Annotated in this window: 26 protein-coding genes; 16 read left to right on the top strand and 10 right to left on the bottom strand. The window is 38.5% G+C overall.

Annotated features, from left to right (window positions below; all coding sequences use genetic code 11):
• The first annotated feature begins 643 nt into the window (after positions 1–643).
• The 6 genes from nrdR (at position 644) to Q0N70_RS11420 (ending at position 7,465) form a co-directional block, all read left to right on the top strand.
• Positions 644–1,102 carry a transcriptional regulator NrdR gene (gene nrdR, locus Q0N70_RS11445; protein WP_294016877.1) on the top strand — a complete coding sequence of 153 codons (459 nt, stop codon included), beginning with the start codon at positions 644–646 and terminating at the stop codon, positions 1,100–1,102.
• Positions 1,103–1,175: 73 nt separating this feature from the next.
• On the top strand, positions 1,176–2,702 hold the full coding sequence (locus Q0N70_RS11440) for a nucleoside-diphosphate sugar epimerase/dehydratase (RefSeq protein WP_294016875.1): 1,527 nt from the start codon (positions 1,176–1,178) through the stop codon (positions 2,700–2,702).
• Positions 2,702–3,901, top strand: a complete 1,200-nt coding sequence (locus tag Q0N70_RS11435; RefSeq protein WP_294016873.1) for a DegT/DnrJ/EryC1/StrS aminotransferase family protein — start codon at positions 2,702–2,704, stop codon at positions 3,899–3,901. Before Q0N70_RS11440 ends, Q0N70_RS11435 begins: the two co-directional genes overlap by 1 nt.
• The gene (locus Q0N70_RS11430) at positions 3,894–6,212 is read left to right on the top strand and encodes a xanthine dehydrogenase family protein (RefSeq protein WP_294016871.1); all 2,319 of its coding nucleotides are present in this window, start codon (positions 3,894–3,896) and stop codon (positions 6,210–6,212) included. Before Q0N70_RS11435 ends, Q0N70_RS11430 begins: the two co-directional genes overlap by 8 nt.
• Positions 6,184–6,675 carry a (2Fe-2S)-binding protein gene (locus tag Q0N70_RS11425; RefSeq protein WP_294016869.1) on the top strand — a complete coding sequence of 164 codons (492 nt, stop codon included), beginning with the start codon at positions 6,184–6,186 and terminating at the stop codon, positions 6,673–6,675. The genes Q0N70_RS11430 and Q0N70_RS11425 overlap by 29 nt, the downstream gene beginning before the upstream one ends.
• A complete protein-coding gene (locus tag Q0N70_RS11420) occupies positions 6,662–7,465 on the top strand; it encodes an FAD binding domain-containing protein (RefSeq protein WP_294016867.1) in 804 nt (267 codons plus the stop codon). The genes Q0N70_RS11425 and Q0N70_RS11420 overlap by 14 nt, the downstream gene beginning before the upstream one ends.
• Positions 7,466–7,510: 45 nt before the next feature.
• Here Q0N70_RS11420 and queA read toward each other — a convergent pair whose 3' ends face one another.
• The 6 genes from queA to Q0N70_RS11390 all read right to left on the bottom strand — a co-directional run bounded on the left by queA (position 7,511) and on the right by Q0N70_RS11390 (position 12,885).
• Entirely contained in the window at positions 7,511–8,551 is a 1,041-nt protein-coding gene (gene queA / locus Q0N70_RS11415; RefSeq protein ID WP_294016865.1) for a tRNA preQ1(34) S-adenosylmethionine ribosyltransferase-isomerase QueA, read from the bottom strand.
• A 31-nt stretch (positions 8,552–8,582) separates the two neighbouring features.
• The gene (gene ruvB, locus Q0N70_RS11410; protein WP_294016863.1) at positions 8,583–9,725 is read right to left on the bottom strand and encodes a Holliday junction branch migration DNA helicase RuvB; all 1,143 of its coding nucleotides are present in this window, start codon (positions 9,723–9,725) and stop codon (positions 8,583–8,585) included.
• Positions 9,722–10,342, bottom strand: coding sequence for a Holliday junction branch migration protein RuvA (gene ruvA, locus Q0N70_RS11405; protein WP_294016861.1), 621 nt, complete (start codon positions 10,340–10,342; stop codon positions 9,722–9,724). The genes ruvB and ruvA overlap by 4 nt, the downstream gene beginning before the upstream one ends.
• Positions 10,343–10,377: 35 nt before the next feature.
• Complete coding sequence (locus tag Q0N70_RS11400; protein ID WP_294016859.1) at positions 10,378–11,310, bottom strand: glycosyl hydrolase; 933 nt, start codon at positions 11,308–11,310, stop codon at positions 10,378–10,380.
• A gap of 93 nt (positions 11,311–11,403) precedes the next feature.
• Positions 11,404–12,129 carry a flagellar filament outer layer protein FlaA gene (locus Q0N70_RS11395; RefSeq protein WP_294016857.1) on the bottom strand — a complete coding sequence of 242 codons (726 nt, stop codon included), beginning with the start codon at positions 12,127–12,129 and terminating at the stop codon, positions 11,404–11,406.
• A 21-nt stretch (positions 12,130–12,150) separates the two neighbouring features.
• Positions 12,151–12,885 carry a flagellar filament outer layer protein FlaA gene (locus Q0N70_RS11390; RefSeq protein WP_294016855.1) on the bottom strand — a complete coding sequence of 245 codons (735 nt, stop codon included), beginning with the start codon at positions 12,883–12,885 and terminating at the stop codon, positions 12,151–12,153.
• Between the two features lie 273 nt (positions 12,886–13,158).
• On the opposite strand from Q0N70_RS11390, the gene Q0N70_RS11385 reads away from it, so the two are divergent.
• The 8 genes from Q0N70_RS11385 (at position 13,159) to Q0N70_RS11350 (ending at position 17,365) form a co-directional block, all read left to right on the top strand.
• Positions 13,159–14,163 (top strand): class II fructose-bisphosphate aldolase, encoded by a 1,005-nt coding sequence (locus Q0N70_RS11385; RefSeq protein WP_276781067.1) that lies wholly within the window; start codon positions 13,159–13,161, stop codon positions 14,161–14,163.
• Positions 14,164–14,305: 142 nt separating this feature from the next.
• Entirely contained in the window at positions 14,306–14,959 is a 654-nt protein-coding gene (locus Q0N70_RS11380; protein ID WP_294016851.1) for a hypothetical protein, read from the top strand.
• 55 nt (positions 14,960–15,014) lie between these two features.
• Complete coding sequence (infC, locus tag Q0N70_RS11375; protein WP_013701258.1) at positions 15,015–15,545, top strand: translation initiation factor IF-3; 531 nt, start codon at positions 15,015–15,017, stop codon at positions 15,543–15,545.
• 4 nt (positions 15,546–15,549) lie between these two features.
• The gene (rpmI, locus tag Q0N70_RS11370; RefSeq protein ID WP_013701257.1) at positions 15,550–15,750 is read left to right on the top strand and encodes a 50S ribosomal protein L35; all 201 of its coding nucleotides are present in this window, start codon (positions 15,550–15,552) and stop codon (positions 15,748–15,750) included.
• Between the two features lie 15 nt (positions 15,751–15,765).
• Complete coding sequence (gene rplT, locus Q0N70_RS11365; protein ID WP_013701256.1) at positions 15,766–16,125, top strand: 50S ribosomal protein L20; 360 nt, start codon at positions 15,766–15,768, stop codon at positions 16,123–16,125.
• 3 nt (positions 16,126–16,128) lie between these two features.
• Positions 16,129–16,602 (top strand): hypothetical protein, encoded by a 474-nt coding sequence (locus Q0N70_RS11360; protein ID WP_294016848.1) that lies wholly within the window; start codon positions 16,129–16,131, stop codon positions 16,600–16,602.
• Between the two features lie 20 nt (positions 16,603–16,622).
• Complete coding sequence (gene zapA, locus Q0N70_RS11355) at positions 16,623–16,925, top strand: cell division protein ZapA (RefSeq protein WP_294016846.1); 303 nt, start codon at positions 16,623–16,625, stop codon at positions 16,923–16,925.
• The gene (locus Q0N70_RS11350; protein ID WP_294016844.1) at positions 16,922–17,365 is read left to right on the top strand and encodes a DUF188 domain-containing protein; all 444 of its coding nucleotides are present in this window, start codon (positions 16,922–16,924) and stop codon (positions 17,363–17,365) included. The genes zapA and Q0N70_RS11350 overlap by 4 nt, the downstream gene beginning before the upstream one ends.
• A gap of 1 nt (position 17,366) precedes the next feature.
• Here the strand turns inward: Q0N70_RS11350 and Q0N70_RS11345 are convergent, their stop codons facing one another.
• The 3 genes from Q0N70_RS11345 to Q0N70_RS11335 form a co-directional block, all read right to left on the bottom strand.
• Positions 17,367–18,623 (bottom strand): HD domain-containing phosphohydrolase, encoded by a 1,257-nt coding sequence (locus Q0N70_RS11345; protein WP_294016842.1) that lies wholly within the window; start codon positions 18,621–18,623, stop codon positions 17,367–17,369.
• 95 nt (positions 18,624–18,718) lie between these two features.
• Positions 18,719–19,588: an RsmB/NOP family class I SAM-dependent RNA methyltransferase gene (locus Q0N70_RS11340; RefSeq protein ID WP_294016840.1), complete on the bottom strand. Its 870-nt coding sequence runs from the start codon at positions 19,586–19,588 to the stop codon at positions 18,719–18,721.
• Positions 19,575–20,666 (bottom strand): glycoside hydrolase family 3 N-terminal domain-containing protein, encoded by a 1,092-nt coding sequence (locus Q0N70_RS11335; protein WP_294016838.1) that lies wholly within the window; start codon positions 20,664–20,666, stop codon positions 19,575–19,577. The genes Q0N70_RS11340 and Q0N70_RS11335 overlap by 14 nt, the downstream gene beginning before the upstream one ends.
• A gap of 81 nt (positions 20,667–20,747) precedes the next feature.
• On the opposite strand from Q0N70_RS11335, the gene Q0N70_RS11330 reads away from it, so the two are divergent.
• Together Q0N70_RS11330 and Q0N70_RS11325 are read left to right on the top strand one after the other, a co-directional pair.
• Positions 20,748–21,575 (top strand): SDR family oxidoreductase, encoded by an 828-nt coding sequence (locus Q0N70_RS11330; protein ID WP_294016836.1) that lies wholly within the window; start codon positions 20,748–20,750, stop codon positions 21,573–21,575.
• Positions 21,576–21,689: 114 nt separating this feature from the next.
• Positions 21,690–23,135, top strand: a complete 1,446-nt coding sequence (locus Q0N70_RS11325; protein ID WP_294016834.1) for a nicotinate phosphoribosyltransferase — start codon at positions 21,690–21,692, stop codon at positions 23,133–23,135.
• On the opposite strand, the gene Q0N70_RS11320 is transcribed toward Q0N70_RS11325, so the two are convergent.
• Complete coding sequence (locus Q0N70_RS11320) at positions 23,113–23,520, bottom strand: hypothetical protein (RefSeq protein ID WP_294016832.1); 408 nt, start codon at positions 23,518–23,520, stop codon at positions 23,113–23,115. The two genes, Q0N70_RS11325 and Q0N70_RS11320, sit on opposite strands and share 23 nt — an antisense overlap.
• Positions 23,521–23,608 lie beyond the last annotated feature (88 nt).

Below are 23,608 nucleotides of genomic sequence, written 5' to 3'. Positions count from 1 at the left end.
CCTGTACGCTCTTCTGTCGTTTCTTCTTTCCTTCCCTTAAACTGTCAAATAACGGTGATTTATGTAAGTGAAGAAGACTATATCACTGGCAATTTATTATGTCAAGCGTTTTTTTATTTTTTTTTACTATTTTTATCCATAATTATAAAAACATTTGAAAAGATTCTTCGTATTCGTAACAGAGATAACTTTTATCAGAAACTTAGTTCAAAACTTTTCATATTATTCAGTTCTTTATGACTGTCTTTCAGCTGAAAATTAACGCTGACTGCGTTCTTTGATAAAGTTTTGTATTTTCTGAACTTATAATGATTTTTTGTTTAATAAGAAAAAAGCATGGTCAAGAGCAGACAAAATTTCCTTGTTAGTTTTTCTGCTAGAACTTTTAAAGTTCATTCTTGACCAGTTTTCTAAGGCTGGATGCTTAGTTTCCGCTGTCCGTTGATACGCAAATATCAATGGGCAGATTAAATATATTTCAATTTTACAGGAGCATCAACAATGGCAATAACAGAAAAACTGCTAATCGCAATAATTGCATTTTTTTTCTTGACATTTAGCCGGGCTAGAATTATAGTCTAAACATAACTCACTGGCTACAATTTCACTCGGTTGTGGGAAGCAGTAAATAGAGAGGGAAAAAATGAGATGCCCCTACTGCGGAAGTTTTGACGACAAAGTTACCGAATCACGGCAAATGGCAAACGGCGAAAGCATAAGAAGAAGACGACAGTGCATTTCGTGCGGACACAGATTCACAAGCTACGAAAAAATAGAAGAAAAACCTTTTATGGTTGTAAAGCGCGACGGAAGAAGACAGCCATTTGACATAAAAAAAATCGCCAAGGGAATTGAACGCGCGCTGGAAAAACGCCCGGTTTCAACAGACTTTATCGACTTGATTGTAAACGAAATTGAAGACGAAGCTTATACAGCCGGAAAACTAAAACGCGAAATTTCAACAGAAGAAATCGGAGAGCTTGTTCTAAAAAAACTTAATTCCGTAGACAAAGTCGCATACATCCGGTTTGCAAGTGTGTACCGCCATTTTACAAATCTTGAGGAATTCATAACTGAAGTAAAGAAAATCTCCGAAAGCTAATCTTGCATTGCAAAAAGCCAACATTGAAGAAATCAACATTATATGGTAGACTGCTAGACTATCCGAGGGGAAAATGAATAAAATCGAAGGCAGACTATACATAATAGGCGCAGGCTTTGCCGGACAGATGATTGCAAACGACATTGCGAAAAAAAAAGTCTTTGGAACAGTTTCTGCGTTTCTCGATGATGACAAAAATCTAATAGGAACAAAAATTGACGGCATTCCAGTTCTAGGACCGATTGACAGCATCGCAGACGTTTTGCGGGTAAACGGAGCAGATCAAGCCATAATTGCAATTCCAAGCGCGCCGGTTGAAAGAATCAGAAAAATTTATTCCTCTCTAAAAAAATGCGGTTTTCTTCAGATAAAGATTCTGCCTTCAATAAGCCAAGTAATTGACGAAAAAGCCCACATAATTCAAGCGCGAGACATAAATCCGCTGGACATTTTAGGAAGAACTCCAGTAACGATTCCGCTTGCAAAAAGCCTTTCATATTTAAGAGGAAAACGTGTTCTCATAACAGGCGCGGGAGGCTCAATCGGCAGCGAGCTTGCACGTCAGCTTCTTTCAGGCGGAGCAGAACGGCTTTATCTTTTTGGACACGGCGAAAATTCAATTGTAAATATTTACAGGGAGCTTCACGTTCTTCAAAATGAAGGCGTAGGACAAAAGGCTTCAATTGTTCCCATAATCGGCGACATGAAAGACGAGGAATATGTAAAGTACATAATCTCGCACACGCATGCTGATGTTATCTTTCACTGCGCCGCATACAAGCACGTTCCAATGATGGAAGAAAATTCGATTGCCGCAATTGAAAACAATGTGTTCGGAACAAAAAATCTTCTTGATGCAGCTCTTGAGTCTGGAACTGAAAAGTTTGTGCTTATTTCAACAGACAAAGCGGTTGAGCCTGTAAGCGTTTACGGCGCAAGCAAAATGCTCTGTGAAAAACTTGTAATTCAGGCTGCGCAAAAAGCAAAGAAAAACCAGGCGTTTATGTTCGTCCGTTTCGGAAACGTTCTTGGAAGCAGAGGCTCGATTCTTCCTATTTTTATGGAGCAGATTCAAAACGGAGGCCCTGTAACTGTAACCGACCCGCAAATGGAACGTTACTTTATGACGATTCCAGAAGCCTGCTCTCTTGTGCTTCAAACTGGAGGCGTTGGAACAAACGGAGCATCGTATCTTTTGGACATGGGAGAGCCTATAAAAATTCTGGAGCTTGCAAAACAGGTTATAAAGTTTTCTGGATTTACGCCGGACAAAGAAATAAAAATTCAGTTTATCGGAGCAAGAAAAGGAGAACGTCTGGAAGAACCTTTGTGGCTAAAAGAAGAAAATCCAGAGCCGACGGAATACAAAAAAATTTTAAAACTCACAAATATTTCACCCAAAAATTTTTCACTTGATGAATTGATTAATTCTTTAAAGCCAATTTGCGTGCTTTCAAAAGGAAAAGAAGAACTTTACAGGAACAGCGGCGAGCTGAAAAAAATCCTAAGAAAAGCAGTTCCAACTCTTGATGAATTTTACAAGCACGAAGAAAACGCATCAGAAAAAAATAAAAAGTCTTATGCAAAGGCGGTTTTATAATGAATTTAAACGAGCAAAAAACAGAACTAAAAAAAATGAACGTGCCTTTTTTTAAAGCATCAATTTCAGAAGAAGAAGAACAAGCCTGCGCAAAAGTTCTAAGAAGCGGCTGGCTTACAACAGGAAAAGAAACACACGAATTTGAAAAAGAATTTGCGCAAAAAATAAATTCTCCGTTCGCTCTTGCCGTTAACAGCAACACAAGCGGAATGATTCTTGCAATGGAATCTCTTGGCGTAAAAACAGGCAAAGCCGTTATAACCACGCCCTACACTTTTGTGTCCACAGCAGCCAGCGCGCGCCATCTTGGAGCTGACGTTTATTTTGCCGACATTGAAAAAGAAAACTATTCAATAGATCCAGAAAAAATTGAAGAGATTTTAAAAAGTCCGCAGGGAAAAAATGTTGCCGCAATAGTTCCCGTTCACATTGCAGGAAATGTATGCAACATGAAGCGCATAATGGAGCTTGCTGAAAAATACAATGTAAAAGTAATAGAAGACTGCGCGCATTCGTTTCCAAGCAAGACGAGCCTTGGATTTGCCGGAGCAATCGGAGATGCAGGAGTCTTTTCATTTTACGCAACAAAAACAATTACCTGCGGCGAAGGCGGAATGGTTTCTGTAAAAGACAAAAAAACTGCTGAAAGAATTCTTCAGATGAGACTTCACGGAATGAACCGGGATGCATGGGACAGATACACTTCAAACAAGGCAAGCTGGGAATACGACATCGTGGCTCCAGGATTCAAAAGCAACTTGCCGGACATTCTTTCTGCAATAGCAAGAGTTCAGCTAAAGAAAGCAGACATTCTCGATGCAAAGCGAAAAATCCATGTAAAAAAATACAATGACGCTTTTTCAAAAATGGACTTTGTAAAAATTCCGCCGACTTCAGAAGGAGACGCCTGTCATCTTTACATTCTGAGGCTTGAGCTTTCAAAGTTAAAATGCACAAGAAATGAATTTGCTTCTATGCTTCAAGAAATGGGAATCGGAATCAGCGTGCATTTTATTCCGCTTTTTCACTTTTCATACTGGAAGCAGCTCTACCCTGATTTTACAAAAGAAAAATTTCCTGAGGCTGAAAAAAAATTCCAGGAATCAATTTCAATTCCGCTTTGGCCGGACATGACTGAAGAAATGACCAGCTACGTTATTCAGGCAGTGAAAGATATTGGAGAAAAATATCATGCCTAAAGCTTCATACGCAAAGAAAAATTCAAAAATTTCTTTTCAGAAAGAATTTTACAGCGACCTTACAATGGACAATATGTACTTTGCAATGGTTGTAAGAAGTCCAGTAAGCGAAGGAATTGTAAAGTCAGTTTCGCATCCAAATTTGCCGGATGGCTACAGCCTTGTAACTGCGCGCGATGTTCCCGGCACAAATTTAGTCGATACTTCAAAAGGAAAAATTCCTATTTTTTGCGAAGGAAATATTTCGTATGAAGGAGAGCCGCTTGCGCTTTTAGCAGGTCCTGACGAAGCTGTTTTGCAGTCGCTTTTTGATGAGCTTGTTTTGACAATTGACACAAACACAATCGAAGATTACCTTCCAGATGAATTTGACATCAATGCAAAAGCTCTTGAAAATTCCAGCAAAAAGCAAACAAAAAAAGAAATAAAAATTCAGAATGAAGAACTAAAAAACATCAAGGAAATCAAAGAAGAATTTTTTTCAGATAAACTTGCGCAGAGAATTATAAAGTTCGGTCCTTGTTTTGAAAAATCAGATGACGAAGCCTGCATAGAAAAAATTTTTGAAGAAGCAAAATATGTTGCAGAAAACGAATGGCGCTATGCATTAAAGACTCCAGACTACGGAGAGCCAAATGGAGCGATGTGCTCTTGGAAAGATAACTCCGTAACAATTTCAACGCCAACGCAATGGCTGAACAATTTAAGGCACATAGCTTCAGAAGCTCTTGCAATTCCTCCAGAATCAATAACAATAAGAAAAACAACTTCAACAAACAGAGGAACAAACAGTATTTGGTACAATTCGATAATTGCCTGCCAGACTGCTGTTGCTGCAAAAAAAACAGGACATCCTGTAAAACTTGTCTACACAAGAAGCGAGCAGGAAAAATTCCTGAACAAGATGCAGCCCATTTCAATTCGTCACAAAACCGCGGTAAATGAAAAAGGCATTATTGAAGCCATGAAAATTCAAATTGAAGTAAACGCTGGTTTTGCAAATCCATTTGCTCAGGAAATAATCGACAGGCTTTCAATTGCTTCATGCGGCTGCTACAATCCAAAAAATATTTTTATAACGGCAACTGCGAAAAGCTCATTAAATCCTGCGTCCTCTGTTGACATTCAGCTGATTGACTCTGCGGCTTTTTTTGCTGTTGAAAACCAGATAAATGAACTGTGCAACAAATGCAATCTTACACCTTTAGAATTCCGGCAGAAAAACCATTTGAAAATAGACTTTACAAAAAGAAAAATTCCCAAAGCGCAGTTTCTTTTTGAAGTTGAAAAATTCAACGAGACAATTGAAGCGCTTTCCAAGCAAAGTGATTTCAACAGAAAATATGCGTCCTACAGACTTGACGCCATGAACTGGAAACTTGGAAGCGGTCCGAAAGAATACGTTTCAGTTTTTTCATCTCCAATGCGTGGAATTGGATTTTCATGTGCTTTTGAAGGCGCGGGATATTACGGTTCAGAAATCTACAACGGAAGCCACACTCTTGAAGTAACACTTGAAACGGAATCCGTTTTAACAATACACTGCCCTCCAGTTTCAAATTCTGTGCATGAAATATGGAGAGGAATTGCCGCAGAGATTTTAAACATTCCGCTTCTTTGCGTAAAAATAAATTCAGTGTTCAGCAACGGAGAAGAACCGCCGCTTCCAGAAAATGTATACAGCAACATAAGCATAATGACTTCGCTTTTAAAGAAATGCTGTCTCGCAATAAAAAGAAGAAAACCAGACGAGCCGCTTCCATTCAAAGTAAAAAAGAAAACTGCTTCCGTAAAAAAAACAGAATGGAGCAACGAAACTTTTTCAGGGAAGCCGTTTCATTCAACATCTTTTGCAGCGGCCGCAATTGAACTGGAAATAAATCCATGCACATACCGTGAAAAAATCAGAAGCATAAATCTTATTTTGAACGGCGGAAAAATTCTTAACATTCAAGCCGCAACTTCCACTGTGAAACTTGGCATTCAAAAAGTTCTTTCATCGCTTCTTGAAGATGATAAAGTTGAATGCAAGAATATAAAAATTTCCTTTATGCAGTCAGAAAAAGATCCGTCGCAAATAGGAGAACTTGTTCATCAGGTTATTCCAGCCGCATACACACAGGCTCTAACGCAAGCATTGAACTGCACAATAAATTCACTTCCGCTTAAAACTGATTCACTCTACAAAAAAATCAAAGAGCAAAAGGCAAAAATAAAAATGCAGAAAGAACAAGAAGCCGAACAGAAAAACAAAGAGCTGGCAGAAAAGGAGGAAACTCAAAATGAAAATTCCGCTGTATCTGAACAATAAAAAAATAGTTCTTTCCGCAGAGCCAACAGAATCCCTGCTGTCTGTCTTGCGCAAGGAAAAACTTTACAGCGTAAAATGCGGCTGCCAAAAAGGAATGTGCGGAAACTGCATGATTTTGCTTAACGACAAATCCGCCGCAAGCTGCCTTATTCCAGTTGGAATTGCCCGCGACTGCCACATTGTAACTCTTGAATATTTTCAAAGCAATCCGTGCTATCAAGATATAATCGCAGGATTTTCCAAGGCAGGAATAAATTTATGCGGATACTGCAACGCCGGAAAGATTTTTACAGCCTACACTATTTTAAAAAATTACTATCGCCCGACTTTGGATCAAATATATTCAGCAATAAAAAATTTGGACTCATGCTGCACAGATTTTTCAACACTGACAAATGGAATTCTTTACGCAGTCGCCGCAAAACACGCAAGAGAGGAAAAAAGTTCAAATGCCAAAAAGTAAAACTGTATTTATTTCAAAAACTTTATCCGATGTTTTTTATCACATAAAAAGCGTAAACGAAATTCAGCTTCTTGCAGGCTGTACACAGCTAAAAAAAATTCAAGACAAATCTGTTTCGCTTAGAATGATTCCAGAGCTGAACATCATAGACAAAAAAGAGCGGCACATAGAATTCGGCAGCGCAGTTTCAATTGCAAATGCGATTCTAGCAGGAGGACAAAAACTTCCGGTAGTTCTTGCAAAAGCTTTAAAATCAATCGGCACAGAGCAAATTAAAAACATTGCGACTTTAGGCGGAAACATTTGCGCAAAAGATTTTAAATACACGCTTTGGGCTCCACTGCTCGCATTGAACGCGCGGTTGGAAATAAAAAATCAAAATGAAACTCTTTTTATTCCGTTTAACAAATTCACAGGAATTCCTGAAAAACACATTTTGACAAAAATAAGAATTCCGCTTGATGAATGGGAAGTTGAAATTTTCAAGAGAGTCGGACCTTCAAACACAATAAACGAACTTTCCTCAAGTTTTGCATTTCTTGCAGACACACAGCGCGGAATGATTGCAAAAATAAGAATAGCATTTGCAGGAAAAGTTTTTTTCTATTCGCCGGAATTTGAAAACAGAATTATTGGAACAAGGCTTCCGCTTTCAGCAAAAACAATCGACGATTTGATTGACAGCGCAAAAAAAATTTTTGTTGAGCAGAATAAAATAACAGATTCAGAACTGATTTTAAAAGCCCAGTTTCTAAATCTGCTCCGAAATTCTTTTGAACAGCTTATGTAAAAATAAAACTGCGCATTTGAAATTTGCTCGTTATTTTATAACGCATTATTTTATAAGCATTGCGTCTCCGTAGCTAAAAAATCTGTATCTATTTTCAACTGCTGTTTTGTATGCATTCAAAATATTTTCGCGTCCAGCAAATGCGCTCACAAGCATAATGAGCGTGCTTTCCGGCGTATGGAAATTTGTAAACATCTGATCCACAACTTTAAATTTATATCCAGGATACATAAAAATATTCGTGCTTCTAGTTCCGCCATGGACAATTCCGTTTTCATCCGAAGCGCTTTCCAAAGTTCTTACGCTTGTAGTTCCAACAGCAAGAATCGGCCGGCCTTCTTTTTTTGCTGAATTGATTTTTTCTGCAACATCATAAGGAACGGTATAAAATTCCTCATGCATTTTGTGTTCTTCAATATTATCCGCGCGCACAGGAAGAAAAGTTCCAAGCCCCACATGAAGCGTTATCCATTCAAGGTCAACATTTTTTTCCTTAAGTTTTTCCAAAACCAGTTCTGTAAAATGAAGTCCCGCCGTAGGACAAGCCGCGCTTCCAGTTTCTCTTGCATAAATAGTCTGATACCGATCGCTGTCTGTATCGTCATCTTCACGCCTGATATAAGGCGGAAGCGGAATGTGCCCGTTTTTTTCAAACCAGTTTTCTGTAAGCCTAAACGGAAATTCTATAAACCTAAATTCAGTTCCATCATTTTTTGAGTCTGAAACAATAGTGCCTTCGCTTCCATCTGGAAATTTATATACGTTTCCCGGCTTAACTTTTTTTGCGCCTTTAACCATCGTGTTCCAGACATTTCCTTCAGGTGAAGTCTGATTTAAAAACATAAATTCCTGCTCACGGCCCGTGTCTGTTTTTATTCCATAGCATCGGCTTCGGCGGACTTTGCTATTATTGAAAACCATCAAAGTGCCAGGCTCAACCAAATCAACTAAATCTTTCATGGCATAATGAAAAACTTTTCCCGTCGATTTATCTAAAAACATAAGCTTGTCATTTCCACGGATTCCAGAAGGTTTCTGCGCGATAAGCTCTTCCGGCAAATCAAAATTAAAGTCACTGGTCTTCATATATTTTTCCTAAAAATAAAAGTTGTTTGTTTTAAAAATCAAAAGCTGGATCTGACTTTGCATTTCTTTCAAAAGAAATTCCAAGGTGATTGTAAGCTTTTTCTGTGGCGACTCTTCCGCGCGGAGTTCTTTGCAAAAGTCCGCACTGAATCAAATAAGGCTCGTAATAATCTTCAAGAGTGTCCATCGATTCTCCAATTGAAATAGCAAGAGTTTCCGCACCAACAGGGCCTCCGCCGAATTTTTTTATAATCGCAAGAAGAATTTCCCTGTCATAATTTTCAAGTCCCAAAGAATCAACTCCAAGACGTTCAAGACCTTTTTTCACAATTGACTTTGTAATAACGCCGCTTCCTTCAACTTGCGCAAAATCTCTCATGCGCCGCAAAATTCTATTTGTAACACGCGGAGTTCCTCTGGAGCATCCTGCCATAAGCAAAGCCGCATCGTCTTCAACTTGAACATTTAAAATTTTTGCAGAACGCCGGATTATCAAAGCAAGCTCTTCTTTCGTGTAAAAACTGAAACGCTGTATAATTCCAAAGCGGCTTATAAGCGGACTTGAAACCATGCCGGCTTTTGTTGTCGCGCCTACGAGAGTGAATTTCGGAATTGGAATTCTGACAGTTCTTGCAGCGGCGCCTTGACCGATAACCCAGTCAAGCTCATAGTCTTCCATTGCAATATAAAGCATTTCTTCAATTGCAGGTTTAAGCCTGTGAATTTCATCAATAAAAAAAACAGTACGCGGAGAAATTGTTGAAAGAATTCCTGCAAGATCCTTTGGTTTTTCCAATGCAGGCGCGCTTGTAACTTTAAAATCCGCACCAAGCTCATTTGCGGTAATTTGCGCCAAAGTAGTTTTTCCAAGTCCAGGCGGCCCAATCAAAAACAAATGATCCAAAGCTTCCTGCCGTTTTCGCGCCGCATCTATAAAAACGCTAAGATTTTCTTTTACCGTTTGCTGCCCAAGGAACTCGTCTAAAAGAGCAGGTCGCAAAGAATTTTCCTGAATATCATCTGCGGAAGCAATATCCGCGCGCACAATATTAACAGAAGATTCAGCAGATTTTCCCTGAGCAGCCTGAAGCGCAAGCTGCGTGACGATATTCATTTCGTCTTCTTCAGAAGGCTTTTTTATATAAGAACTTCTGGCATTTACACTTTTATTCATCTTGCAAGCTCCAGAATTGATTTTTTAAATACTGAATCTTCTTTTGCATTTTGGCTAAGCAACGAGAATTTTTCATCAGACTGAAACTCTGAAGAAATTTTTGAAACTGCATCTTCTGCCTTTGCGCGGTCATATCCCATGCTCACAAGCGCGTCAATTACGTCAGCGTAGGCATTGTTTTTTATAACTGCGCCGGACATATTTTCATTTGAAGCAAACGAAAGCTTTCCCTTCAAGCTCAAAATAATTTTCCCAGCAGTTTTAGGTCCGACTCCTGGAACTTTTTTCAGCGCATCAACATCTCCGCTATCAAGGATTTCAGCAAGAGCCGCAACAGAAATATTGCTCATAATCTTAACTGCGCCTTTCGGTCCGATTCCGTCAACTTTTAAAAGATCAAAAAACAAAGCCCTTTCATTTTCCGTGGCAAATCCAAAAAGCGACATTAGATTTTCAGTGTGCTGCATCCAGACAAAAACGCGTCCTTTGCTTCCAACTGATGGAATTTTTTCAAGCGAAGTGTCGGGAACTGTAACGTCCCACTCAATTCCATTTGTTTCTATAAAAAGTTTCTGCGGAAATTTTCCGGTAACAACTCCAGTCAGACTGTTAAACATGGCAAAATTATATATAAATTCCCAAAAAGAAACAATCAAAGAGTTACAGCATACTGACTTTCATACATTTTTATAAGCGAATCTTTTGTATTGTATTTTTCGCCAATGCAAAATTCTTTTGACCAAGTCATATAATAAGCCCAAGGAATGTGAGTTTTTTCCAGAATTGAAACATCTGGAATGTATCCGACTTCCGCAAGAGCGCAAACTTTATTTTTTGAAGAACCTTCGCAAAGCTTAAAATATTCAGCTGAATAATCCGTCGGCTCGTATTCAGGGCGGTAAACATCAATTGAAACTACATCAACTTTGTCATCTCCCGGATACGATTCCTTTACATCGCTGTTCCAAACCCAAAGCAAATTGTTCAGTTTGTGAACATTCGTGTAATAATCGAACATAATTTCATAAAGCTTGCCAGCAACAACAGGTCCTTTTTCTCCCCACCAAAACCAGTCGCCGTAGCTTTCATGGAACGGACGCCAAAGCACAGGAATATTGCTGAATTTTTTCAGAATTTCCGCAATTGAATCCATGTCGCTAAAGAATTTTTTACGTTCTTCCGTGCCTTCAATAAGAACTTTTTCCGCGTCAAAGTCAGTATTTTTTGAATAAAAACTTTTATCTTTTCCCCCGAGCGGCGAAAACCAATGGAAAGTAAAAGTCAAAATTCCAGAAGTCTCACTAGCCCACTTTAACGCTTGCTCAACTGTATTTTTATTTTCTTCAACTTCGGTAAGGCACTCGGAATCAGATTCAGCGTAATTTATATTTGGAGAATAAGCCAAAAGCTCAAAACCTCTAAGCTTAGGCTCTTTTCCTGTAATGGATTTTATGTAGCCTATTTCTTCCATTGGCACAGTCTGAGTATGCTGGCCTGTTATGATTTTTTTTCCAGAAATTTCATAAAGATACTCAAGAAGTTTTTTTGCAGCCGGAATCGCATTTTTATTTGCAGTTTGAACCATAAATATTCCTTGTTAATTTTGCATAAAAAAAAGGCTGCCCCGTATGAAGCCTAAACAACTTCTAGGACAGCCGATTGAACAACTGGAAAAAGACTACCAGTTATCCATCATGTCATCTTCATCTTTGTTTTCAAGGTCATAAAGATCTGTTACAGCTCTCATGTCATCAAGATACATATAGAAAGAGCCTCTTGCTTCCATAGGGTTGCAGTCTACGCGGAATCCAACAATGCGAAGACCAGGCTTGTCGCCATGGTATACGCTCTGCTGAACAATTCCATGCTCGCTGTCTGGAGAAGGAGGAATAGCTGTTGTAAGCTTTTTCCATCCGCTGAATTCCAATGAACCCATCCAGATTTCAAAATTATTTCCATTGTAGTCCTGAACCAAAAGCCAAAGCTGGTGTCCCATATTACGTCCGCAAGCCCAAACAGAAACTGTCTTTGTAACGCCTTCAATTGGAATTGGGCGAGCAGCTGTGATATAGAAAGAATTTATACCTCGGCGGAAAAATTCAACTTTAACACCAAGAACTTTTGTATCTTCAATCTGCTGGTTTCCAGAATCATTCAATTCCTCTTTTGCAGCAGGGCTTCCTTCAAACAAACGTCCTGTAATAACACCGTTGTCAGAAGAAATATGAACATTCCAAGAACCTTCTCTTTCGAAGCGGTCTACACTAACCTCACGAAGAGCCTGGCGAGCACTGTCGTTTCCGATATTTGATGCGTCCGGCTCAGAAAGGTTGTCTGTCTGAGAAAAAGCAGTTCCAGCAAAAACAGCAGCCAACGCTAAAACAGCAAAACTTATTTTCTTCATTTGTATTCCACCTTTATTCTATTATTGAACTGTTGTTTCTGTATTATCAGAAGATGATGTCTCTGACTCGCCGAAATCCGCATCTTTCAAAGCATATCCATCGTATACGTTTGCAAGTGTGTTTGTTGTATATTTCAACTGATCAAAATAAATAACATAGTCATCAACAGCTTCGTTTGCATCTGAGCGGATTCTAAATCCAACAAAACTCATGTTCGTTCTTCCCGAGCGGATTCTTGAATGCTGGCGGATATATCCAGGAATATTTACAACAACATTTCTCCAGCCATTGAACATAAGGTTTCCAGCTTTAAGAGCATGAACGCGGCCGTCAGCATCACGGATAAGAAGCTCAAGCCTGTAATTATAGTTTGCGCCCCAAACCCAAAAGTCAACCTGAGTAACAGTTCCTACAAAAGGAATTTCATAAGCTGCATCATCTTTAGAAGGATAAACTTCAAACCAGTTATCGCCTTTGCGGTCATATTTTGCCTTTACACCCAAGACCATCGCAGCAGGATCTGAATCTTTGTGGTAAGGAATCAATGAATTTGGAATTCCCTCAAATTTTTTCAAAATTGGATAGCCTTCAGCAATGAAACGGCTAGACTGAACAGCCCAAGACCATTCCATATCTGTATCGAAGTTGTCGATAACAATTGTTTCAACAGCCTTAGAGCTTGGCTGAGCTACTGCCGGCACGCAGAATGCAAGTCCAAGAATCAGGCTACCTAAAATGACTACGCCCTTTTTCATTAAAAATCTCCTTGAGTACGATTGTTTTTCATGTATCGCCAAGTTTTTATTTTATTTAACTGATTAAAAAAAAATCAACTAAATTTTCAACGTTTATTATATTTACACAATCATTTTTTGTCAAATGATTTATAAGGTATTTTTCAATTCACAAGAATTCAGTTTTTATTTTTTATGCTGAAACCCTGTAATTTTGTTTCAGTCTTGAATTTTGCATTTAAATGTTTTATTCTATTATTAAAAGTCCGAACATTCCGGATACAAGGAGCTAATATGTACAGTTACAAAGATCTTGGACTTGTAAACACAAAAGATTTGTTTGCAAAGGCAATGAAAGGTAAATATGCGATTCCAGCATACAACTTCAACAACATGGAACAGATGCAGGCAATTATTCAGGCTTGCGTTGAAACAAAATCGCCTGTAATCCTTCAGGTTTCAAAGGGCGCAAGAGCTTATGCAGACAAGTACATTCTGCGCAACATGGCCCGCGGAGCTGTTGAATACGCACATGAGCTTGGATGCGACATTCCGATCGTTCTTCACCTTGACCACGGTCCTAACTTTGAAGTTGCAAAAGACTGCATTGACAATGGATTCTCTTCTGTAATGATTGACGGCTCTTCACTTCCTTATGAAGAAAACATCGCTGTTACAAAGAAAGTTGTTGAATATGCCCACTCACAGAAAGACTATGTTACAGTAGAAGCTGAGCTTGGCGTTCTTGCAGGTGTTGAAGATGAAGTTGCTTCAGCAGAAAGCCACTACACAAAGCCGGAAGAAGTTGTTGACTTCACAAGCAAGACAGGATGCGACTCTCTCGCAATCTCAATCGGAACTTCTCACGGAAGATGCAAATTCACACCGGAACAGTGCACACGCAGTCCAGACGGAGTTCTTATCCCACCGCCACTCGCATTCGATGTTCTTGAAGCAATTGAAAAACAGCTTCCAGGATTCCCAATCGTACTCCACGGATCATCTTCTGTTCCAATGGAATATGTAAGAATCATTGAGCAGTTCGGCGGAAAAATTCCTGATTCAGTTGGAATTCCAGAAGAGCAGCTTCGCAAGGCTTCAAAGTCAGCAGTTTGTAAAATCAACATCGATTCAGACGGACGCCTCGCAATGACAGCCGCAATCCGCAAATTCTTTGCAGAGCACCCGGACAAATTCGACCCGCGCGAATACCTCGGACCTGCACGCGAAGAGCTCAAGAAAATGTACATGCACAAAAATATTGACGTTCTTGGTTCAGCAGGACACGCATTGGACTAGTCCAGTAAAGAAATAAAATTCTTTATCTATCACACGGAGGAATTTCATTTTATATGAAGTTTCTCCGTTTTTTTATGCGCAAAATTTTTCATGCTGATAAAACTGTTGAAAAAAAAGTTTTTTGCCGCTAAACTAAGCAAATATGTACTCATTTTTAATTTTATCGATTCCGGCGGCAATTGTTTTTTATTGCTGCATTCACACTGAATATAGCTTCAAAAGTTTCTTTGCCCCCATTGCAATCGGACTTACAGCTGGAATTGTCTCGGCAATTTTCAAGGAATATTTTATTTTTTCAGCATACGTCGCCACATCTGGCTTTTTTGAGCATTTTCTGCACATACTAAAAACAACGCTTTTGCCGCCAGCATTTTTATTCGCGCTTTGGGATTTATTTTCAAAAGACGAAACAAGATACAAAGCCACAGCCGCATTCCCGCTGCTAGCTTCATTTTATGCAATTTTTCTTCCATATACATCGATTTCAAGTCCTGAAAAACATTCTTTTTTCTTTTTATTTGAAAATCCGATTCTTTTTATTTGCACAGCATTTTTTGCGCAGGCTTTATATTTAAAAATAAAAATCAGCATAAAATCCAAACAAAAAAATAAAACCGCAATTTTGGCAATTGTATTCGTTATAATTTCATCTGTATTGCCGGCAATTCAAACCTTGTGGTACTTTAAAATATTTGGATTTGCACATATCGCGCTTGCAGTTATTTTCGCTGTGGCAACATTTATTTTCTATAAAATTACATTCAGAAAAGAAAATTCACTAGACACAGTTCTATAGTTTCTGATAAAATATTTGTTATGCTATACGAGTATTTTATACTCTAGGAGGATAATTGGCAGACAACAAAGGCATGCGCGTAAATGAACAGATACGCGTAAGGGAGATCAGACTCATTGATGATGAAGGTGAACAGAAGGGAATTGTCCCTACAATTGAAGCCCTCAGAATGGCAAAGGATCGAGACCTCGACCTTGTAGAAGTTTCGCCAAATGCAAATCCGCCGGTTTGTAAAATACTGGATTTCGGAAAGTACAAGTTCGAACAGGAGAAAAAGCTTCGTGACTCCAAAAAGAACCAGAAAGTACTCAAGCTCAAGGAGATTCGTATGCAGCCTAAAATCGGCGCAGGCGACCTTGACACGAAAGCAAAGCATGTTCAGGAATTCCTAAACGAGGGCGACAAAGTGAAAGTTACAATCCGTTTCCGCGGACGTGAGCTTGCACACACAGAACTTGGTTATGATGTACTGAAAGAAGTTGAAAAAAGACTTGTTGAAGGTTCTTATGCAATCGAAAAGCCAGCCGCAATGGAAGGCAGATTCATGTCTATGACCTTGAACTCAAAAGTCAAAAAGCAGGGGTAAAACTATGCCTAAGATGAAAACAAAGAAATCCGCATCAAAGCGTTTTTCTTTAACTGGTACTGGAAAAGTTAAGTACAAGAAAATGAATCTTCGTCATATTTTGACAAAGAGATCACCAAAAAGAAAGATGCACTTGCGCCATGCAGGAATCCTTTCAGAAGATTCAGCAGCAAGAATCCGCAAACAGCAGCTTCCATACGGCTGATTTTAGGAGTAAAAGATGTCTAGAGCGATAGATGGAACAAAACGTAAAAACCGCCGTGTAAAACTCTTGAAGCTTGCAAAAGGCTTTAAAGGCGACAGAAAATCAAATTACAAAGCTGCAAAAGACGCTGTTGTAAAAGCACTTGACCATTCTTATGTTGGACGCAAACTTAAAAAGCGTGACTACAGAAGCCTTTGGATTGCCCGTATCAATGCGGCAGTTCGTGCTGAAGGAATGTCATACAGCCGCTTTATTGACGGTCTTGTAAAAGCTGGTGTTACACTCAACCGCAAAGCATTGAGCAATATGGCTATCGAAGATCCAGTTGCATTCAAGGCTGTTGTTGAAGTTGCAAAAAACGCAGTAAAGGCATAAAAAATGATTACACTCGATCAAGTTTTGTTGTTGCAGGAAAAAGTAGAAGCTGCTGTTGAAAAAATCAGTTCATTGACTGATAAAGTTTCGCAGCTTGAATCTGAAAACGATGCTTTGCGTAGTAAATGCGCCGAGCTTACAAAAGCGTTTTCTGAAAAAACGGAGCTGGTTTCTACAATTGAATCAACACAGGCAAAAATCGAGGAAAGCATTTTGAAAACACTAAACCGTCTTGATTTTGTTGAGGATGCGATTCTTAGCGGTCAAGGCGGACAAACTGGCAGTGAAAATTCTTCAGAACCGCAGCCAGTTCAAAACGAGATTCCGCAGGAAGAAAATACAAATTCTGAACAGCAGACATCAGAGCAAACAGTTGTTTCAGAACCGCAAATTTTCCAGCAGGAAGAGCCAAAACAAGAGCAAGAAAATCCGGCTGAGCCGCAGACAGATTTAAACGGACAGTTTGATATTTTCTAATACGCAGGAGAAAAACTGCATTGGGAAAACTTCAAATTGAATTGCTCGGAGCATCATTTTCAGCACAAGCTTCAGAAGACGATGCCTATCTTGCAAAACTTTTATCTTATTACAAAGAAATCACTGAATCCATAAAAAATTCTTCCGACGTAAAAGATCCATTAAAGATAAGCATTTTATCTGGAATCGCGCTCGTAGATGAACTTTACAAGGAAAAACAAAAATCTATTTCGCTTTCAAAAGCAGTTCCAACCGAAGATGATGAAAAAGCAGAAAGAATTGCGCAGAATATAATAGAACAAATCAGCGGAGCATTGGAATGATTTTTGTTGACGCAGATTCGTGCGAAAAAAATGCGAGAAAATTCATTTTAAATTTAGCTGCAAAAAAAAATATAAAAGTAACTTTTGCCGCAAACAAAAATATCCCGTTTTCATTTAACAATCCGCTTTTTAAAATGGAAATATGCTCCAAAGAAAAAAATTCCGCAGATGATTTTATAGTGGAAAATTCCAAGCCAGGCGACATAGTTGTAACAAGAGACTTGATTTTAGCGCAAAGAATTTTTAACAAAAAAATATCAGTTATGAATGACAAGGGAACTGTTTTCAATAAAGAAAACCTTGAGTACCTTATAGAAGAACGCAAGCTAAGCATTCAAATGAAAAGTCTTGGAATTTCGACTGGCGGAAAATGGAAAAACTACAGCGGAAAAGACTTTGAGAAATTCAAAATCGCCTTCTCTGCCCTACTAGAAAATTAGTTCAGCTGATTGCGCTGTTAATATCTTCCAAGCGGTCTTTTATCTGCATAAAGGCATCGACAAGTTCCGGGTCAAACTGATGGCCGCGCTGCTCCAAAATTTCATTGAATGTATCTTCAACATTCCATTCAGCTTTGTAGCATCTTTTATGCCGAAGCGCATCATAAACATCCGCAAGTGAAACAATTCTTGCCGCCAATGGAATTTTATCTTCTTTTAAAGCCTGTTCAATTTCATGCGGCATTTTTGTTGCAGGAATATAATCCATGTAGTCAAAGTTTCCAGGATAGCCTTTGTTTCCTCCGTCCCAGCGGTCATGGTGATGAAGGCAGACATCGCGCGCCATTATATCCAAATCGTTTTCAACAGGAGTAAAAATCTGCGCGCCAACACAAGTGTGTCCTTTCATAATATCGCGCTCATCTTCATCAAGGATTCCCTGCTTCTTTAAAATTTCATCTGGAATCGCAACTTTTCCTACATCATGGCAACGAGCGGCAAGACGGAGATTATCACGGAATTTGTTTCGTTCCTTCTCTGGAATTTTTTTGTTCGAAGCATAGCGGTCATATATTTCAAGAGAAAAACGGGAAACTCTTTCAACGTGCGCGCCAGTTTCTTTTGGATCACGGAAGCCAGCAGTTTTTACAAGGCGGTCAACATTAAGTCTTGTAAGATAAGCATATTCATAAATCGAACCGACTTTCGCGGCAAACTGGGAAATATAAAATTCAGAATCCTTGTCAAAAGGAATAACATTTCCGTCTTCATCCTTGGCATTTATAATCTGAAGAATTCCAAGAACTTTTCCGTTTGTCATTATAAGCGGAATTGTAAGCATCGACTTTGTGTGATAGCCAGTTTTTTCATCATTCGCCGAATTAAATTCAAAAAGCCTGACTTCTTTTTTTTCTTCATCAACAAAATCAGGCAAGTTATAGACATCTGGAATATTTACAAGCTTTTTGGAAAGGACGCAGTATCCGGAAATTGACTGATTTGTAGGAACAAGATAAAAAGATGTGTACGAAAGTTTTTCCCCAGGAGCAAGGCGGTTCTGCATTGTGTCATTCTGGCTGTAACGAATCCAAAGCTTATTTTCTTTGCTGTCGTACTCATAAATTGAACCAGCGTCGGCATTGACAATTTTACGCGCGCCAGTCAAAATATTTTCCAAAAGAATATCAACGTCTCTGATTTCTTTAAGCTGCTCTTCTATTTCCGTTATAAGACTCTGTTTCCTTTCGTGCTTAGACATAATCCAACGTCCTTTACTTTTTTCAATTTCTAAAATTATAAATCAATTCAAAACAAAATTCAATTAATTCAAGCATCTTGGCAAAAATTAATGAACTACGATTTTTTTATCAAGGAAAAGTAAAGCGGACCTGCGCCAAAAGATTTATCGGGCAAAATGTGAAATCCAAATTCTGTTTTTTCTGCAAATGAAAAATAATTTTCAAGAGAGAAATTTTTCGGACACAAAATATCAGCTTTTATAGACTTTCTATTTAAATCAAAAATTTCTTTCATAAAATCTTTTGAAGCAATATTCGCATCTGGAAATTTTTTCAGCAATTTTGAAACAACTCCGTCATTTTCCTGCGGGCACAAAGCGCAAGTCGCATACAAGAGAAAACCGTTTTTTTTCAGCAATCTGTACGCGCAAGAAAGAAGCGCCCACTGCTCCATTGAAACAGTTTTTATTCGTGAAGGAGTCCATTGCTCAAGATATTTTTTATCATTCAAAACATGACGTTCGCTCGAACACGGCGCATCCAAAAGAATGCTTTCATAACATTCAGATTCACGCCTGCACCAAGAAGCTCCGTCACTTAAACTGACTTTTACATTGCAGGAAATTTCTAGCGGAAGTGAAGATTCTACAACTTTTGAAAGACGGGCTTTTCTTGAAGGAGAGCGTTCGTTTGAAAAAAGCACAGCATCGTCATTTTTGTTTCCTGCCAGAACTAAAGTTTTTCCACCTGGAGCAGCACATAAGTCAAGAATTTTTTCAGAATCTTTTACAGGCAAACAAAGAGCAGCGACAATGCTTGCAGGATCTAAAAAATAACTTTCACAATTTTTATAGGACAATTCTGCGTGCAAAGTTTCCTGTGCAAGAGCAGTCTTTAACATATCCCAACGTTCGGTAAAAATTTCAGAATAGAAATGCTCGAATGCTTCTTGTCCAAAAACTTTTTGTGTTTTATTTTTCTTCAATTTTTATAATCCCCTTTTTCAATTTAAAGTCCAATACTTTTTTTTCTGCTTCGTAAAGACGATTTGCAAAAACTTCATCATTTTCAGCAAGCTTTAAAAGCGACTGCGCAACAGAAAGAAATTTTTTTCCGCTAAGCATAATCACGTCAACCCCAGAAATTATAGCATTTGCGGCAACTTGCTCTGGAGGCAAATCAGAAAGCGCTCCCATAAAAATATCATCGCTCAGCACAAGCCCCTCAAAGCCAAGACGCGACTGGAGAATTTCTTTTATCCAAAAACTGCTCATGCAAGCCGGATTTTCATCAAGGGAATTTATTTTTGCATGGCTCACCAAAACACAAGACGGATTCGATTTTAAAATCAATGCAAATGGAAAAATAAAATTCTTGAAAACTTCAGAAGACGAAAGCGTTATTTCTACAGAGCCAGTGTGAGGATCTGAATTTGCATTCCCCGGAAAATGTTTTGCAACAGAAGCAATTCCGTTTTCTTCGTAAGCAGTTACGCAAACCATGCTGTATGCAACTGACTTTGGAACACCGCCAAAAGTTCTTGTTCCTAAAAATAATTTATTTGATTCAATTTCAGATTCAGCAACAGGCGCAAGATTCATCGTGATTCCAAGTTTTTTCATCTGCATAGCCTGATTTGAATAAATGGATTTCGCTTCCTGCAATGTATAATTTTCACTGATTTTTTTTTCCGATGGAAGATGCGAAGTAATTTTTTTTAACCGGTTCACTTCTCCGCCCTCCTGGTCAACTGAAATAAACGGAAGCGGACTTTTATTTTTTTTATAAAAAGAATTTATTGAAGAAATAAAATTTTTCAGCTGCTCTTCAGAATTTCCAATATTATAAGAAAACAAAAGAATTCCGCCGGGAACAACGGCAGTTCCATCTTCAAGAAATTCCACTGGATGAAAAATTTCATTGCCTTCAACATTGACAAGAAAAATCTGCGAAATTTTTTCTATTTCAGAAAGGTTGTCAAAAAGTTTTTCAGCGGAAGTTTTTGAATATAAAGGAAAAAAAATAAACAGCAATGCAAGAAATTTCAGCGCAACTTTTTTCATAGCAGAAATTATAATTTAGCTTTTGATTTAAGTCTATCGTTTCATCTTGGAGTTGTAAAAAAAAACTGCTACAATCAGAATATGAAAAAAATAATTATTGTAACAGGAGCTTCAAGCGGAATGGGATTCTGGTTTGCAAAACTGCTTGCCCGTGAAAGCTCGGAGTTTGAAAAATTTTCCAGCGATGAACTTTGGATTATAGCAAGAAGAAAAGAGCGGCTCGAAGAATTAAAAGCGCAAATCGAAGAAGAAGCATTTCAAAAAAAAATAAAATTTCCAGAAGTAAAAATTTTTCCAATTGACATTTCAGGAATTCAAGGTGCTTTAAAAATCAAAGAGCTTTTTGAAAATGAAAAAACAAAAGGCGATTTCAAAATAAACGTTCTTGTAAACAATGCAGGCTTTGGAACTTACGGAGAATTTGCGCAAACTGACACAATGCGCGAAATGGAAATGATTGATCTTGACTGCACTTCCCTGACCGGAATAACAGGATTCGCGCTTCCCTTTATGCAAAACGGCTCGCGGGTTATAAACGTTGCAAGCCTGGCATCTTTTTTGCCGCTCGGAAACTTTGCAGTCTATGGAGCTTGCAAAAGCTATGTGTTAACTTTTTCTGTTGCGCTTGCAGCTGAACTCAAGCACAAAGGAATAAAAGTTACCGCATTGTGTCCTGGCCCTGTAAGCACAGAATTTGCGGACGTTGCTTCAAGAGGCGCAAGAAAAAAAGTACGACATGGACTTTCACCTGAAAAAACTGTATTGGACGCAATAAAATGTTCACGCAAAGGAAAACTTTATTCCATGAAATTTTTCAAATGGAAATTCAAGGCGGCGGCAAGCAGATTTGTAGGACGATATTTTGGAGCCTGGGCAACTTACAAATTTTGCAAACGTCCTAGTAATTGAATTTTAAATCGTAAAATGATATTCTAAAAAAAGGACGCCGGTTGTGTTCAGCAGATGCTGTCTGTGCACTCTAAAGAAAACCGTCCAAAATCAAAATATTTTTGGAGGACGATTATGCACTCAACATTCAGCAAAAGCGCTCTTTTCACAGATTTCTATGAACTTACAATGGCGCAGGGATATTGGAAACAGAACATGAACCATCAAGTTGTGTTCGATATGTTTTTTAGAAGACAGCCTTTTAACGGCGGATTCAGTGTTTTTGCAGGAATCGAACCGCTTTTGGATTCCCTTGAAGATTTTTCTTTTGACGAAGATGAAATTTGCTATTTAAGAGACCAAGGCATTTTTGAAGAAGGCTTCCTTGAATATCTAAAAGACTTTAAATTTTCCGGCGACCTATATTCATTTGAAGAAGGCTCTGTTATTTTTCCGCAGGAACCGCTTGTAAGAATCCACGCAAATTTAATTGAAGCCCAGATAATAGAAGGACTTGTCTTGAATCTTTGCAACTTCCAAAGCCTGATTGCAACAAAAACCGCAAGAGTCTGGCTTTCAAGCAAAAAAGGAAATGTAATGGAATTTGGTCTTAGAAGAGCACAAGGTCCAGATGGCGGAATGAGCGCAACAAGAGCTTCATACATCGGAGGAGCCGCAGGAACAAGCAACACTCTTGCAGGAAAAATATACGGAATTCCTGTAATGGGAACAATGGCGCATTCCTGGGTAATGTCGTTTCCAAGCGAACTTGAAGCATTTGAAGCTTATGCAAAGCTTTATCCAAACAAGACAATTTTCCTAATTGACACTTACGACACTTTAAATAGCGGAATCAAAAACGCAATAAAGGCAGGAGCAAAACTCGTTGAGCAAGGCTACAACTTTGGCGTGCGTCTTGACTCCGGGGACATTTCATACTTAACAGCCGAAGTAAGAAAGGAACTTGACAAGGCAGGATTTCCACAGGCATTCATTTGTGTTTCCAATGACTTAACAGAAGAAATAATTGAAACTCTTGTTCAGCAAAATGCGCCGATTGCAAGCTGGGGCGTTGGAACACACATGGTAACAGGCGGAACAGAATCCAGCTTTACAGGAGTTTACAAGCTTGCCGCAAAGAAAAACGGAGACGACTTTGTTCCTACAATGAAATTCAGCGACAATCCTTCAAAGAATACAAATCCTGGAATAAAAAATGTGTTCAGGCTTTATGATGAAAAAGGAATGGCGCGCGCAGACATTTTGGCGCTTGACGGGGAAACTTTAGAAGCCGGAAAAGAATACCGCTATTTTCATCCGATGGTTGACTACAGGCAGTTTTCGTTTACAGCATCAAATATAAAACCAATGCTAAAAAAGCGGCTTGAAAACGGCAAAAGAACAGAGCCACGTCTTTCTGATTCTGAACAGCTGAAAATAAGCAGACGAAGAATGATGGAAGAAATTGAAACGCTAGATCCTTCGTTCAAGAGAATTTTGAATCCGCATATTTACAAAGTTTCCATGACAGAAAAACTAAAGGATTTAAAACTCGCTTTTATAAAAGCCAATATCCGCTGATTTTTTTCTTGTTGTTTAGCGACTTTACTTTTTCCGCAGGCAGAGTAATTCGCATTGAATAATGGCCTTTGTATTCTCTGTTTATGCAGATTTTTACAGACTTTTCATTTCGGCAGGCTTTTCGCAGCTCACAAATATACGAAAACAAAACTGCTCGCTTTTCTGGAATATAGCTTCCAAACAAAAGCGATATAAGTTCCTTTTCCGAAACTTCTTTTTCAAGCCGCTCATGCAAATACTTAAAAACCTTGAATCTTGACGGCGGAATTTTATGGACAGCCTGAAATTTTTCCAAATCAAGCTGCAAAAGTTTTTCTTCTTCTGTTAAAAAAGTTTCAGGGCGGTTTATTACATTTATATATTTATTGAACCGTTCGCTTTTCAAAAACACTTCAATTAAAAAAAATGTATCTTCAAGTTGATAGTGTACAATAAAGTTCGCAATTTGGGGTAGAAAAAAGCCATTGAAAATT

It is taken from the genome of uncultured Treponema sp. (assembly GCF_945873775.1).
Taxonomy (GTDB): Bacteria; Spirochaetota; Spirochaetia; order Treponematales; family Treponemataceae; genus Treponema_D.
This window is presented reverse-complemented; position numbering and strand designations above follow the sequence as displayed.